This is a genomic window from Lysobacter yangpyeongensis, from assembly GCF_042655745.1.
Lineage (GTDB): Bacteria > Pseudomonadota > Gammaproteobacteria > Xanthomonadales > Xanthomonadaceae > Agrilutibacter > Agrilutibacter yangpyeongensis.
Map to the genome: position 1 here is coordinate 725,889 of NZ_JBHSNM010000001.1, position 15,437 is coordinate 741,325.

A 15,437-nucleotide genomic window follows, 5' to 3' on the forward strand; every position below is an offset into this window, starting at 1 on the left:
TATTCAGCATCCCGCCTACGCCAAGACATGTGTTTGCTCAACGGCGAGACGGTCAACTGGTCCGTCAGCCATCTGGGGCGCCAGTCCAACACCGTCGGCGACGCGATGGAGTTTCGCATCGGTACGCAGGCCATTGCGCGGATGACGACATCCAGCAACGGCAGTGTGCGCACGATTGTCCCCTCATTAGGTACTGCCAATACCCCGGTACTGGCCGGTGATGGCACGTCCGGCAACGGTTGGGTGGACTACAGCGGAACCTTTGCCTATAACGGCACTAGCGGCACGGTAGATCTGGGATTCGAGGCCATCAGCGCGGCCGGCGGTAATGCGAACCTGGGGAACTACATAGATAGCATCCAGGTGACGTTGCGTCCCTTCGTGGAGTTCGCACAGACCACGTACCTGCAAACCGAGGACAAGCCGGCGGTGAACGTGCCGCAGCTGCGGCTGGCCGGTACGGTACCGGCGGGCGGCATGAACGTGCGGGTGACGATCACCGGCGGCACGGCGACGTTGGGGGCGGATTACCTGACGCCCGGCAACGCCGCCAGCTTCGACGTGTTCATTCCGGCGGGGACGTACGACGACACCCTGTTCGACCTGCCGGTGACGCTGGTCGACGACGGCCTGGGCGATCCCGGGGAGACCATCACCTTCGAACTGGAACCGACGGATACGGCCGATCCCTACAACGTGGCCTCGCTGCGGACCTGCGGGGGGACGCCGCAGCGGGCGGCGACCACGACGATCAACGAGGCCGAGCCGGTGCTGCCGCGGCTGCAGCTGAACAAGGCGCTGGCGTCCGCCCGGGTGGCGGTGAGCGATCAGTTCACGCTGCGCATCGTTGGCACCAATGGCGTACAGACGACCACGACGGGCACGGGCAGCACGGTCGGCAACGGCAGCATCCAGGTGGCGCCGGCGGCGGTGGGGACCACGTATACCGTGCGGGAGATCATGGCGACGGGGAGCACCTCGGCGCTGACGGCGTACGCGCCGTCGATCAGCTGCACCAACACCACGCCGCAGTCGACGACGGTGCTGCCCAGCGGCGCGGGCAGCAGCTTCGACCTGACCATCGCGGCCGGGGACAACATCAGCTGCACGCTCACCAACCGGGCGACGACGGCGCCGTCGGGGCTGCGCGTGGTCAAGAGCGTGACCAGCGGGTCGTTCTACGACAGCGTGGGGGACACGGCCACCTACAGCTATGTGGTGACCAACACCGGCAGCACTGCCTTGAGCACGCTGGCGGTGACCGACAACAAGATCGCCACGGTCAACTGCGGCGGGGTGACCGCGCTGGCGGCGGGGGCGAGCGTGACCTGCACCGGGACGTACACGGTGACGCAGGCCGACGTGGACGCGACGATCGTGACCAACATCGTGCGGGCGACGGCGCGCAACCCGAGCAACCAGACGCTGACGGCGACGGACGATGCGGTGATCTCGCTGGCGGTACCGACCTGGACGCTGGACAAGCGGGCCTTGAGCCCGACCTACGCGGCGGTGGGGGACACGGTCGACTACGAGTACGTGCTGACCAACACGGGCAACGTGGCGATCAACGCGATCGCGATCGCGGACGACAAGATCGCGACGGTGACGTGCCCGGTGACGACGCTGGCGGCCGGCGCGAGCACGACCTGTACGGCGAGCTACATGGTGACGCAGGCGGACGTGGACGCAGGCTCGGTGACCAACGTCGCGACGGCGACGGGGTCGCCGACCGGCGGCACGCTATCCACATTGCGTGATCAGGCGACAGTGACGGGCCCGGCGGCGGCGCCGGCGCTGACGCTGTCCAAGACGGTGACCAGCGGCAGCCCGTACGACGCGGTAGGCGACACGGTGGACTACCGCTACGTGGTGACGAACACGGGCAACGTGACGATCAGCGCACTGTCGGTGACGGACGACCGGATCGCGACGGTGACCTGTCCGGTGACGAGCCTTGCACCGGGCGCGAGCACGACGTGTACGGCGACGTACACGGTGACGCAGGCCAACCTCAACGCCGGATCGGTGACCAACAACGCGACGGCGACCGGCACGCCGGCGCGCGGGACGCTGACGCCGGCCACGGCCAGCGCGGTGGCGACCGGGACGGGGCTGCCGTCGCTGGCGCTGGACAAGACGATCAAATCGGGCAGTCCGTACGCGGCGGTGGGCGCGGTGGTGTCGTACCGGTACGCGGTGACCAACACCGGCAACGTGACGATCAACGCGCTGGTGGTGACGGACGACAAGATCGCCACGGTGACGTGTCCCGTGACGACGCTGGCGCCGGGGGCGAGCACGAGCTGCACGGGCAGCTACACCGTCACCCAGGCCGATCTGGACGCGGGCTCGGTGACGAACAATGCCAGCGCGACGGGCACGCCGGCGCAGGGCACGCTGACGCCGGCGACGGACAGCGCCGTAGCGACGGCGACGGCACAGCCATCGTTGAGTCTGGTGAAGACCGCGGTGGCGGGCGCGCCGTATGGCAACGTCGGCGATGTGGTCGGCTACCAGTACGTGGTGACCAACACCGGCAACGTGACGATCAGCGCGCTGGCCGTGGGCGACGACAAGATCGCGACGGTGGCGTGCCCGGTGACGACGCTGGCGCCCGGGGCGAGCACGACCTGCACGGCGAGCTACACGGTGGCGCAGGCGGACCTGGACGCCGGGTCGGTGACCAACACCGCGACGGCGACCGGGTCGCCGGCCCGCGGCACGCTGGCGCCGGCCACCGACAGCGCAACGGTCAACAGCGTGGCAACGCCGGCGCTGACGCTGGACAAGAGCATCGCGCTGGGTAGCCCGTACAACGAAGTGGGCGATCTGATCAGCTACCGCTACGTAGTGACCAACACCGGCCGCATCACGATCAATGCGCTGACGGTGACGGACGACAAGATCGCGACGGTGACCTGTCCGGCCACGACGCTGGCGCCGGGCGCGAGCACGACGTGCGCGGGCACCTACACGGTGACACAGGCGGATCTGGATGCCGGTTCGGTGACCAACAACGCCAGTGCGACCGGCACGCCGCGGCAGGGCAGCCTGGTCCCGGCGACGGACAGCGCGGTGGCGACGGCGACGGCCAATCCATCGCTGACCCTGGTGAAGCGGGTGGCCTCGGGCAATCCCTACGCGGCGGTGGGCGACCCGGTCGGCTACACGTACGAGGTGACCAATACGGGCAACGTGACGATCACGGCGCTGGTGGTGACGGACGACAAGATCGCGACGGTGAGCTGTCCGGTGACGAGCCTGGCGCCGGGCGCGCGCACGACCTGCACGGCGAGTTACACGATCGTGCAGGCCGACCTGGATGCCGGCTCGGTGACCAACACGGCAACTGCCAATGGCACACCGGCGAGCGGGAGCTTGAGCCCGGCGACGGATAGCGCGGTGGCCACGTCCAGCGCGACGCCGTCGCTGACGCTGGTGAAGACCGCGGTGGCGGGCGATCCGTACGACGCGGTCGGCGACGTCGTCGACTACACGTATCTGGTGACCAACCCCAGCGCAATCACGATCACCGCGCTCACGGTGAGCGACGACAAGATCGCCATGGTGAGCTGTCCGGTGACGACGCTGGCGCCGGGCGCGAGCACGACGTGCACGGGCAGCTACACGATCACGCAGGCCGATCTGGATGCAGGGTCGGTGACCAACACCGCCATCGCCAACGGCACGCCGGCCAGCGGCACGCTGGTCCCAGGCCGTGACGTCGAGACGGTCGCGGCGACGGCCTCGCCGGCATTGACCCTGGTGAAGACGGCGGTGAGCGGCGTGCCCTACGACAGCGTGGGCGATGTCATCGGCTACACCTACGTGGTGACCAACACCGGCAACATCACGATCAACGACCTGGTGGTGGACGACGACCGCATCCTGGCGGTGAGCTGTCCGGTGACCAGCCTGGCGCCGGGGGCAAGCACGACGTGCACGGCGAGCTACACGGTGACGCAGGCGGACCTGGACGCCGGCTCGGTGACCAACCGGGCGACGGCGACGGGTTCGCCGCCGGCCCTGACCCCGCCCACGGCGGTGGAGACCGTCGATGCGGATGCATCACCGTCGTTGACGCTGGACAAGACGGCGGTGAGCGGCGTGCCGTACGACGCGGTGGGCGACGTCGTCGCCTACACCTACGTGGTGACCAACACCGGCAACGTAACGATCGATGCCTTGGGGGTGAGCGACGACAAGATCGCGGCGGTGACGTGCCCGGTGACGACGCTGGCGCCGGGCGCGGGCACGACCTGCACGGCGACCTACACCGTCACGCAGGCCGACCTGGATGCCGGGTCGGTGACCAACAACGCCAGTGCGACGGGCACGCCGGCGCAGGGCGTGCTGACGCCGGCGACCGATGCCGAGACGGTGGTGGCCACCACGACGCCGGCGCTGACGCTGGACAAGTCGGCGGCGAGCGGCACCCCGTACGACGCGGTGGGGGACGTGGTCACGTACGACTACCTCGTGACCAACACCGGCAACATCACCATCAGCGCGCTGGTGGTGAGCGACGACCGGATCGCGACGGTGACCTGTCCGGTGACGACGCTGGCGCCAGGGGCGAGCACGACCTGCACGGCGAGCTACACGATCGCGCAGGCCGACCTGGATGCGGGCTCGGTGACCAACAACGCCAGTGCCACCGGCACACCGGCCAGCGGGAGCTTGAGCCCGGCGACGGACAGCGTGACCGTCAATGCGACCACGACGCCGGCGCTGACGCTGGACAAGTCGGCGGTCAGTGGCGTGCCGTACACGGCGGTGGGTGACGTGGTCACGTACGACTATGTCGTGACCAACACCGGCAACGTGACGATCAGCGCGCTGGCGGTCAGCGACGACCGGATCGCGACCGTGACGTGCCCGGTGACGACGCTGGCGCCGGGCGCAAGCACGACCTGCACGGCGGCCTACACCATCACCCAGGCCGACCTGGATGCAGGGTCGGTGACCAACAACGCCAGCGCGACGGGCACGCCGGCCAGCGGCACGCTGGCCCCGGCCACCGACAGCGTCACCGTCGGGGCGCGGGCGTTGGTGCAATACGCGAAGACGGCGAACACGCCCGGCCCGGTGGCGGTGGGCGACACGATCGGCTTTGCCCTGACGGTGACGGTGGCCTACGCGCCCACCACGAGCGCGGTGATCCTGACCGACACGCTGGGCCCGGGGCTGACGTTCAACGCGGTGACCACGCCGGGCGCGTTCACGTGCACGGCCACCGGCAACGTGCTGACCTGCACATTGCCGGCCGGGCAGGCGCCGGGCACGTACACGGTGGGTTACAGCGCGACGGTGGATGCCACCGCGACGGGCACGGTCGACAACGCGGTGACCGGGGCCAGCGGCGATCCGCAGGATCCGGCGCCGACCTGCGGCGGCACCTGCACGACGGCCACGCCGGTGGCGCCGCCGGCGGTGCGCTACGCCAAGGTCGCCGACACGGCCGGCCCGGTGCGGGTGGGCGATGTGATCACCTACACGCTGACCGCGACGGTGAGCCAGTCGCAGACCACGGCGGTGACGACGCTGACCGACACGCTGGGCACGGGCCTGGCGTTCGGCGCGGTGACCGACGCCGGGGTGTACACCTGCAGCGCCACGGCGACGGTGCTGACCTGCACGCTGCCGGCGGGCACGGTGCCGGGAACCTACCCGGTGGTGTACACGGCGACGGTGACCAACCAGGCACCAGGCGGCGGCACGGTCGACAACGCGGTGACCGGCCGCAGCGCCGATCCGTCCAACCCGCCCACGTGCGAGGGGACCTGCACGGTGCAGGTGACGGTGATCGCGGCAGAAGTCGACGTGGTCAAGACGTCCGACCCGGCCCCGGGCACGGAGCTGGAAGTGGGGCAGGGGCTGACCTACACGTTGACGGCGACGGTCAGCGGGGCGGCACTCAATGGCGACGTAGTGCTGACCGATACGCCCGATGCGGGCCTGACGATCGGCACGCTGCCGGCGGGCTGCGTCCAGGGCGGTGGGGTGATCACCTGCACCTTGCCGGCGGGCACGGCACCGGGCACGTACACCTTCACCTACCCGGCGACGATCAACGACCAGGCCGGCGCGACGGTGGGCAATGCGGTGACGGCCACCAGCAACGGCAACCTGATCGTGGTGACGTGCGCGAGCTGCGCGACCCAGCACGTGGTGGCGGCCTCCGACCTGCGCATCGCCAAGGTGGCGGCGGTGCGGCAGGCGCACGTGGGCGACCTGGTGCGCTACACGCTGACGGTGCAGAACCTGGGCAACGGGCGGCTGCGCAACGGGACGATCGTGGACACGCCGCCGGCGGGGTTCACCTACGTGGCCGGCTCGCTGGTGGTGGACGACGAGGACGACGCGGGCACGGCCGAAGGGGCCGGTCCGGTGCGGTTCGGCGGCCTGGACATCGCCGGCCATGGCACGGCCACGCTGGTGTACCTGGTGCGGGTGGGCGCGGGCGTACGGCCGGGCGTGCACGAGAACAGCGCGCAGGCGTTCTCGCCGACGACGGGCGAGCCGATCTCCAATATCGCCACGGCGCGGGTGGAGATCGTGGCCGATCCGCTGGTGGACGACAGCCTGGTGTTCGGCACGGTGTTCAACGACTGCAATGGCGATGGCACGCAGACGCCGCCGGACGAGCGCGGCATCCCCGGCGTGCGGATCGTGTCCGTGGAGGGGCTGGTGGCGGAGACGGATCGCTATGGCCGCTACCACCTGGCGGGCATCCCCGGCGGTCCATGGGAGCGGGGGCGCAACTTCATCCTGAAGGTGGACCCGGCGACGTTGCCGGCCAATGCGGAGTTCACGACAGACAACCCGTTGCTGAAGCGGATCACGCCGGGCGTGCCGGTGCGGTTCGACTGGGGCGTGAAGCGGTGCGTGAAGGAGATCCAGGAACTGCAGCTGGGCACGGTGTTGTTCGCGCCGGGCAGTGCGCAGATCCGCGAGCAGCACCTGCCCGTAGTCGAGCAGATGGCCGCGACGGTGAACGCGCACGGCGGCGGCGAGGTGGTGATCGCAGCCGACGGCGAGGGCGAGGCGCTGGCCCTGGCGCGTGCGAACGCGGTGCGCGACGCGTTGGTGGCGCAGCTGGAACCCAACGTGGCCACGCAACTGAGCGTGAGCGTGCGCACCGACGTCAACGCACCGCAGACGCTGGTGACGGGCGTGGGCGAGGGCGGGTGGGTGCTGGGCACGGTGTTGTTCGACACCGGCGAAGCGGCGATCCGGCCGGAGTTCAACGGCTTGCTCGACCAGATCGCGACGCTGCTGCAACAACACCAGGGCGGCGTGGTGACGATCGTGGGCCACACCGACGTGCGCGGGGCGCATGCCTACAACACGGCGCTGGGGCTGCAGCGGGCGCAGGCGGTGCAGGAGGCGCTCATGCAGCGGCTACCTGCGGAAATGCGCGACATGGTGCGGGTCGAGGCCAGCGAGGATCCGGATGCGCCGGTCGACCATGCGGAACGCGAGCAAGATTGATACAGGAACGTTGAGGATGATGAGACTGATCGGCTCCCGTCTGCGTGTGCGCGAGGCGACAACGGAACGGGAAGGGGTCCGGCATCCCGGCCTGGCCATGCTGGCGCTGGCGGCGTTGCCGCTGGCGCCGTCGTAGATCGAAACGACGCCAGGCGCTTTGGAAGCCTATTGCTGGCGAGGCATTGCCGACACTGCGGCCCCGGTTGGATTGCCACTCACCGGATAGCTACGCCGCGAGCATTGCGGAGCAAGACGAACGTTTGGCTTGCGCTCGCGTGAAACCATCGCCTTGAAATGGCCCAAGCACCACTGGTGGTGATGGCGCCACAGGCGACTCTTCCGCCCAGGCTGACCGAGTTATGGTCGATCCAGGATCGAAGCGATGGGGAGGGTGGGGCTCCGAATCCACTTGAGCAACATATATGACAAGCGTTCCGGGTCAATGGGCTTGGTAAGGACATCATTCATGCCCGCTTCCAGGCAGCTTTGGCGGTCTTCCTGCATCACGTTGGCGGTCATCGCCACGATGGGCACAGCCGGCCGCGAGCCCAGTCGCCGGATCTCACGCGTGGCAGTCACTCCATCCATCACGGGCATCTGCATGTCCATGAGAATGATGTCGTATCGGCCGGACAATGCCATCTGCAACGCGGTGGCGCCATCGCTGGCGACATCGACCACAAGACCCAGGTCCCCGAGCAGCTCGCGGGCGACTTCCTGATTGAACTCGTTGTCTTCGGCAAGCAGCGCCTTCTTCCCCTGCAGCAGGGCGTGCACCCGCTCTGAGTCCTGCATGCCCGGCGCGTCCGCGCCTTCGCACGCGGAGGTGGTCGCGACCAATGTGCCGAGCAGGGCCGCGATATCGACGGGCTTGACCACGATCATTCCCGACTCGCGAGCTCGTGCAATCGTCCCGGAACGTTCCGTTGCGACAATCAGGTTTCCGCCGAGGCATGCAAGCTCAGCGAGCTGTGCGGCCACGGCAGCGTCGCCGAGTCCGAAAGAGTCCGGCGCGAAAAGCGCGAGATCGAAGGGCCTTTCACTTCCTGCAGCATCCGTCCAGGCCGCCAGGGCGGAGTCGGCGTCAGTGACGGAAGTTACAAGGAGGCCAAGTTCGACAAGGGACGCGCGCAACCCTGAGGCATGTCCGGCGTCGCATTCCACCAGCAATATGTGCCGTCCCTTGATGCGGGTCTCCAGTTCGCTCCGGGCGTCCGGAGCGATTCCGACCAACGCCGTAAACCAGAACGTACTGCCCTGTCCGGGAGTGCTATCAACCCCTACCTCGCCGCCCATCATGTGGGCGAGGTTCCGGCAGATGGCCAACCCCAGCCCCGTTCCGCCGTAACGGCGGGTGATGGAGCTGTCCGCCTGCTGGAAGGCTTCGAAGACCCGGCCCAGTTGTTCGGCGCGGAGGCCGATGCCGGTGTCCTGTACGGCGAAGCGCAGCAGCAGCCCGCGCGGAGTGTGTTCCAGCGGCAGCACCGTCACGCGAATCTCTCCGTGCTCGGTGAACTTGACCGCATTAGTCGCGTAATTGATCAGGACCTGCCCCAGGCGGATGCGGTCGCCGACCAGTTCTCCGGGCAAATCGGGAGCCACTTCGAAGACCAGCCGGAGTCCCTTCGCGGCCGCCGGGTCGCTGATGACATTGGCGACATCGTCGAGGAGTCCGCGCAACTCGAACGGGGAATGCTCGATCGTCAGCTTGCCGGCCTCGATCTTCGAGATGTCGAGGATGTCATTGATGATGCTGAGCAGGTGTTGTCCCGCTCGCTGGATCTTGCCGAGATAATCGCGCTGCTGCGGGTCGGCGCTCCCCTTGAGCGCCAGATGCGACATGCCCAGGATTGCGTTCATGGGCGTGCGGATCTCGTGGCTCATGTTCGCCAGGAATTCCGATTTCATCCGATTGGCCTTTTCCGACGTCTTGCGCGCTTCCTCGAGCGCTTCTTCGGCGGCCTGCCTCTCGGTGATGTCGATCGCGATCGAAAGCTGGTAGACCCGTTCCTCGTGCCGGATGTGATGGGCAAACACTTCGACAGGGAAGGCCGAGCCGTCCCTGCGCAGCTGGATCATCCGGTTGGCGCGCAGCTCGCCGGCCGGCAGGTCCTCCAGTTCGCTCCACTGCCGGGTCCATTGCGCGCTGTCGTGGCCCGGGTAGATGTCGTCCACGTGCAGTGCGAGCAGCTCGTCGAGGGCATAGCCCGAATACTGCGCTGCGCATTCGTTGGCATAGACGATCTGGCCATCGCGATCGATGAGCTGGATGCTGACGGTGGCGCGGTCGAGCATGTAGCGGTAAAGACCAAGCGCCTGCACGGTCTTTTCGAGCGCGGTGTTGGCTTCGTATATCTCGGCCGTGCGCGCGACGACCAGCTCTTCGAGGTTGTCGCGGTGATGGCGCAGCTGTTCTTCGGCGTTCTTGCGCTCGTTGATGTCGGTGTTGGTGCCGATGATGCGCAGCGGCCGGCCGTCCCGGTCGCGGGCCGTGACCTTGCCGCGGCCGAGCAGCCACTTGATGCTGCCGTCCTTGCAGCGGGCGCGGAACGCGGTCTCGAACGGCTCGCCCGTGCTCAGGTGGCGCTGCACGGCGGCCATGGTGCGTTCGACATCCTCGGGCACAGTCAGGCGGCGCCACTCATCGAGCGTGTCGCCGATCTCCTCGTCTGCGTATCCGAGCAGGGCTTTCCAGCGCGGCGAGTAATAGACCCGGTCGTTGGTCAGATCCCAGTCCCACACGCCGTCGCCGACGCTGTCCATCGCCAGCAGCATGCGTCGCTCGGATTCGCGCGAGGCCTGTTCGGCGCGTTTCCAGAGGGTGATGTCGGTGACCGTGCCGAGCATGCGCCGGCCCTGGCCGTTGGGCGTGCGCTCGACGATGGCGCCGCGCACCAGCAAGCATTTGACGCTGCCATCCTTGCAGCGAACGCGCATTTCCTGCTGGTAGGCCGTGCCGGTTTCCTCGTGCGCGCGCACGGCTTCGTAGTGCGTGGCGAGGTCCTCGCGCTCGACTCGCTGCTCCCACTCGTCGATGCGGTCGGCGAGCTCGTCTTCCTCGTAACCGAGCAGGGCCTTCCAGGCCGGCGAGTAATGACAGTCGCCGGTCAGCATGTCCCAGTCCCAAAGACAGTGACCGCAGCTCTCGATGGCTCGCCACAGGCTCCCATCGTCCCGCGACGTCCAAGGCCGGGTGGCGCTCATGGCACCTCGGCGGCCAGGCGGGAGATTTCGGCGTCCAGGCGGCGCACGTGGACCGTCGCTCCCCATCGGGCGAAGGCGTCCCGAGCGGCGGCCAGGGAGTGGGCGGCCAGCCCGGTTGCGCCGCAGGCGGCATGGTGACGGCCGATCAATTCATGGGCGAGGGCTTCGTCCTGGGTAAAGCCGGCCGCCCGGGACAGCACCGCCGCCTGCTCGAGTCGTTTGATCGCCCGCGCGCTCTCGCCGTGGGCCCTGTGCCATTGCGCTTCCATCAGCATCGCGCGGTGTTCGAAATCGTGCGCGTTCAGGCGCGCCCATGCCTGCATCTGCGCAAGGTCGTCGGCGGCCTGGGCCAGCAGCGATTCGCGCTCCACCCCGGTCGTGGATGCGGCCACCGCACAGCGAGCGATGCCGGCGTGGAGGCGATGCGTGGCGGTGGCAAGGAAACCTGTAACGCTCCACAGGGTCGATTGCGCCTCGGCCGCGAATTTCACGGCTTCCTCCCAGCGCCCCGCCATTACCGCCAGTTGCAGGCGGCACACGGCGTAGTACGTGCGCGCCATGGGATAGGACGCGACTTCATCCCAGAGCCGCTCGTCGGTGTACGCCGAATCGGTGAAGGAGCAGGGCCCTTGGGTGTCGCCGCGGAGCGCCAGCACGAACTGCCGCTGCGGCATGAACAGCAATTCGAGGTGACGTTTGCGGTTGCGGCACGCATCGGCGATGCCGGCGTCGGCTTCGGCCAAAGCCAGTTCCAGCGAGTCGCCGCATTCGATTGCGAGCGGCAGCGTGATGTAGAAGCGCGACATCTGCAGGTCGCCGGTTTCGCGCAACCTCGCCAGGCCTTCTTCGCCAAATGGGAGCGCCTCGCGCAGCGGCCGCTTCCAGTGCGAGCCGAACAGGGCATGGATGAACAAGGCGTCCCCGAGCCACTGCGGATCGCCGAACCGGCGGGCCGCCGCGATGGCCGCCTTGCCCACGCGATCGGCCAGCGAGTAGTCCTGCCGGTTCGTGATGAAGATCAGGTTGAGACGCACCATGTAGGCCGGTGTCGCGGCGCAGGGGCCGTGACGCAACGCCCATGAAAAGCCGCGCAGCACGATCAGATCGTGGACGCGCATGTCGACGAAGAACGCCGTCGGCGTGAGAAAGATGCCCAGCTTCACCGCGGAAACGAGCCGCGGGTCCGACGCCATGGGGTGGTCCGCGATCGCTTCCAGCGCACCGGGCGCTTGCAGGAAGTGGTGCGCCTCGTCCAGAAGCCCATCGATCTCGCTGTCGATGCGATCGAGATCGATCGGAAATCCCAGGCGTCCGAAAAACTCCAGCCCGAGCTGCAGCGCTTCCTGGTACTGGCCCAGGATGGCCAGTTGCATGGTCCGGAAACTGGCGCATTCCGCCAGTTCCACCGGGTCGTCGACGTGCGCCAGCAGGATGTCGAACAACTCCGCGGCACGCTCGTGACGCGCATCGGTGACCGCCGAGAGCATCGCATCGCGATGCAGGGCCAAGGCCAGCGCGGGATGTTGCTTCCAGGCATCATCAGGGAGTAGCGCAATTCCCGCCTCGAGGAATTCGCAAGCCACCGAAAACGCCGCGCCGGCGCGGGCGCGGCGGCCGGCGCACAGGTGCAGTTGCGCGATCTGTAGGCGCTCGGAGGGGTCATCGAGCGGCGCGCCCGCTTCGAACAGCGCCGCCACGATAAACAGCTGATCGCCCAGCGACTCCGGATCGCGACCCCGCAGCAAGCGGCGTCCGACGGTGAGGCGCATCCCGGCCTGCTGGTCAGCCGGGATCAGCGACAGCGCCGCCTGTTGGATCCGGTCGTGGACGAATGTCACCGGGCCATCCGGTCCGCCGCGCACGTCGATCAGGCCTTCGCGCTGGGCGATCGTCAGCGGCCCCTGCTGCCGCTCGACGAGTTCGGCCGCGTCCATGCCCGCGGCCTCGGCCAGCAGCGTCAGCGAAAACGAGCGGCCGAGCATGGCGCCGGTGGCGAGCGTGTCGCGCACGGATGCCGCCAGCCGGTGCAGGCGTGCGGACATCAGCTCGGCGACGTTGTCCGCCACGCCGAGGTGGACGACGGCCTCCTCCTGCCATTCCCACCGGCCGTGTTCGCAACTCAGCACGCGGGTAGCGTGAAGGTGCGACAGCAGCATGCGCAGGAAGAACGGGTTGCCCGCGGTTTTGCCATGCAACGTGTCGGCCAAGGTCAGCAGGCGGCTTCGCTGCGCCTCGGTTCCATCGTGCAGCGTGTCCACCAGCAGCGAACGCACGTCGCTCCGGGACAGTCCGCTCAATGCGATACGCCGTATCGGCAGGCCTACCGCTTCGGCATCCGCCACGACCCGCGCGAAGGGGTGCGATGCATCGACCTCGTTCTCGCGATAGGTGCCGATCACCAGCAGGCCCCCACGGGACATCTGCGCCTCGTCGCAGAGCACGGCGCGCAACAGTTCCACCGACGCGCCGTCGGCCCACTGCAGGTCGTCCAGGAACAGGCACAGCGGTTGCGCCGGATCGCTGACCGCGTGGATCAGGCGGCCGAAGGCCGCGGCGCAGCGGTGGCGGGCCTCGATGCCAGACAGTACTGGCACCGGCGGCGGATTTCCGAGCGCCCGGGCGAGCGCGGGCGCCAGGTCGGCGATGACGCGCGCCAGCCCGCCCATCGCTTCGCGGATGGTGGCGCAGCGTGTCTCGAAAAGGGCGGAGGGCAGGCTGGCCAGGTACTGGGCGAATTCGGTCAGCGCTTCGGCAATGGCCATGTACGGCGTGCTGCGCTGCACCTGGTCGTATTTCCCGCCGACGAAGACCGCCTCGCCGCCGATCTGCTCCCGCAGTTGTCGGACGATCGCGGTCTTGCCTATGCCGGAGTAGCCGCACACCAGCGCCAGGGCCCGCTTGCCGCCGCGGGCCTCGTGCCAGGCGGCCATCAACCGTTCGTAGGCGGCGTCGCGCCCGTACAAAGCGTCGGGCAGCGACAGCTGCGCCTGGCTACTGCTGCGGGACGTGATCATGGAACGCAAGCCCCAAGACTTGGACCGCCCGATCATAATCACTGTCGGCTCGGAATCGCACCACTGCCTGCATTTTCGTGCCAAGTCAGGATCCGCCCTCAAAGAACGACGTCAGACCCATTGCCTTAGCCACTCATTCGGCAGCTTTCACGGACATGACATGCTGAATGTCATGCATGGCAAATACGCGCAACATCAGGTTACCTGGCACGCAACCTCGTACACGTTGCGGGGACAGCGGGCCTACGCCGATCTGTTTCCGAGCGGCGATCCGATCCAGTCGGCGGAAGCCAGCGGCCAAACCTACTCGATGTGGGTCGACCTCAATGGCGATGGCTTGGACGATCTGCTGTGGGCGAAGGCAGGCGGCTCCGGTGCCTGGACCGTGCGCTTCAACAACGGCAAGGGGCTGGGCAACCGCATCACCTTCGCCACCAACCTCGGCATCGAACACTGCACCGGCGAAAACGACCCGACCGAGGACGAGTTCGGCCGCACCTACTGCGAAAAGAGCGGCTATGCCCCTGGCATGCCGCGCAGATCACTACCGCCGACATCGATGGCGATGAACGCTTCGGGCGATCCCAATGGGCGCGCATCACCAGCACTACCTACAGCGCCGACGGCTACTTCCCGCGCACGGTCACCAATCCGTTGCTGCAGACGGTCACCACGACCACGCGTGCCGAAGACGGGCAGGCCATCCCGATATACATGCCCAGCACGCAACGACTGCACACGTCGATCGCGAGCGTTACCCAGGGACGGCCGATGACCGTGCGGCGGTCCTCGCTGAGAACAATGACGTCAGCCAGGGTATGGTCGATCTGCCCGGATATACCATCGCCTGTGCGGCGCGATGAGGCTAGCTCAGCGCCATCAATGCGGGCAGGCTACGCCTTGCCGAGCACTTGGGGCCGCGCACCGTCAGTGACACGGCGTCCATCGACAAAGCACTGTCATCCTTTCATTTCATTGCTGGAATGTCTGATGCCGGCATACCGGGATATCCAGCCGACGGGAAGCGCCGCGGTCCCCGTACTTGCTGATCATGGAGAGGGCACCGGCGAAGGCAGCGCCTTGGATGAGATTCCGTGGCTTATGTACTAGCTGTGGCTCCCGGCGCGAGTGGGCGTCGAAGTAAGAGGCGGTCACGCAAAAATCGATCAAATGTCACTGTCAGTCATGACCTGGATCCATCACCGCCCGCTGACCCCCGGCGCCTGCTTGACGTATTTGGGGCTTTCAATCTGATCGAACATGACCTTTGCCAGGTTCTCGCGACTGAGCGTAGGCGAGTGCTTGGTGTGGCCGTAGACCGTGAGCTCAATGCCCCGTTTAAGCCCTTCATTGATCAGATAGGGACCGGTTTTTCCGGTTGCGCCCAGAAGTGTCACTTTCATGTTCTTTCTCAGTGGGGTTCGCCGGGCCCGATGTGTTCTCGGGCCCACGGCAAGCAACACGCACTCAGTTGAGCGGCGTGTGTTGAGCTGACGCTACAAAGCCATATGGCGATCCATGTGGGCGTCTCTAAGCTTAGTGTGGTGAGCTTTGCGGCATAGTTTGCAGCGCGCCGTCCCCTCGGGAACGATGTCCGCTTCCGACCCTTTGCAGACACCAGATTCTGCGATACGTTATCGCTGGAAGCCGCCGCGCATCTGCGGGCCCATTCAAAGCTTGCCTAGCAACGAAAGGAATGGCGGAGCTCTCACTCCGCCATTC

At 67.4% G+C, this 15,437-nt stretch carries 5 protein-coding genes; 2 read left to right on the forward strand and 3 right to left on the reverse strand.

Annotated features, from left to right (window positions below; all coding sequences use genetic code 11):
• The first annotated feature begins 27 nt into the window (after positions 1-27).
• A complete protein-coding gene (locus ACFPN1_RS03080; protein ID WP_386752887.1) occupies positions 28-7,497 on the forward strand; it encodes a DUF7507 domain-containing protein in 7,470 nt (2,489 codons plus the stop codon).
• A 357-nt stretch (positions 7,498-7,854) separates the two neighbouring features.
• Here ACFPN1_RS03080 and ACFPN1_RS03085 read toward each other — a convergent pair whose 3' ends face one another.
• Both ACFPN1_RS03085 and ACFPN1_RS03090 read right to left on the reverse strand, forming a co-directional pair.
• A complete protein-coding gene (locus ACFPN1_RS03085) occupies positions 7,855-10,611 on the reverse strand; it encodes a PAS domain S-box protein (protein WP_386752889.1) in 2,757 nt (918 codons plus the stop codon).
• Positions 10,612-10,697: 86 nt separating this feature from the next.
• Positions 10,698-13,715 carry an ATP-binding protein gene (locus ACFPN1_RS03090; RefSeq protein WP_386752891.1) on the reverse strand — a complete coding sequence of 1,006 codons (3,018 nt, stop codon included), beginning with the start codon at positions 13,713-13,715 and terminating at the stop codon, positions 10,698-10,700.
• On the opposite strand from ACFPN1_RS03090, the gene ACFPN1_RS03095 reads away from it, so the two are divergent.
• Positions 13,714-14,490 (forward strand): FG-GAP repeat domain-containing protein, encoded by a 777-nt coding sequence (locus ACFPN1_RS03095; protein ID WP_386752892.1) that lies wholly within the window; start codon positions 13,714-13,716, stop codon positions 14,488-14,490. The genes ACFPN1_RS03090 and ACFPN1_RS03095 overlap by 2 nt on opposite strands.
• A gap of 424 nt (positions 14,491-14,914) precedes the next feature.
• Here the strand turns inward: ACFPN1_RS03095 and ACFPN1_RS03100 are convergent, their stop codons facing one another.
• Complete coding sequence (locus tag ACFPN1_RS03100) at positions 14,915-15,118, reverse strand: Rossmann-fold NAD(P)-binding domain-containing protein (protein WP_386752893.1); 204 nt, start codon at positions 15,116-15,118, stop codon at positions 14,915-14,917.
• Between the last annotated feature and the right edge of the window lie 319 nt (positions 15,119-15,437).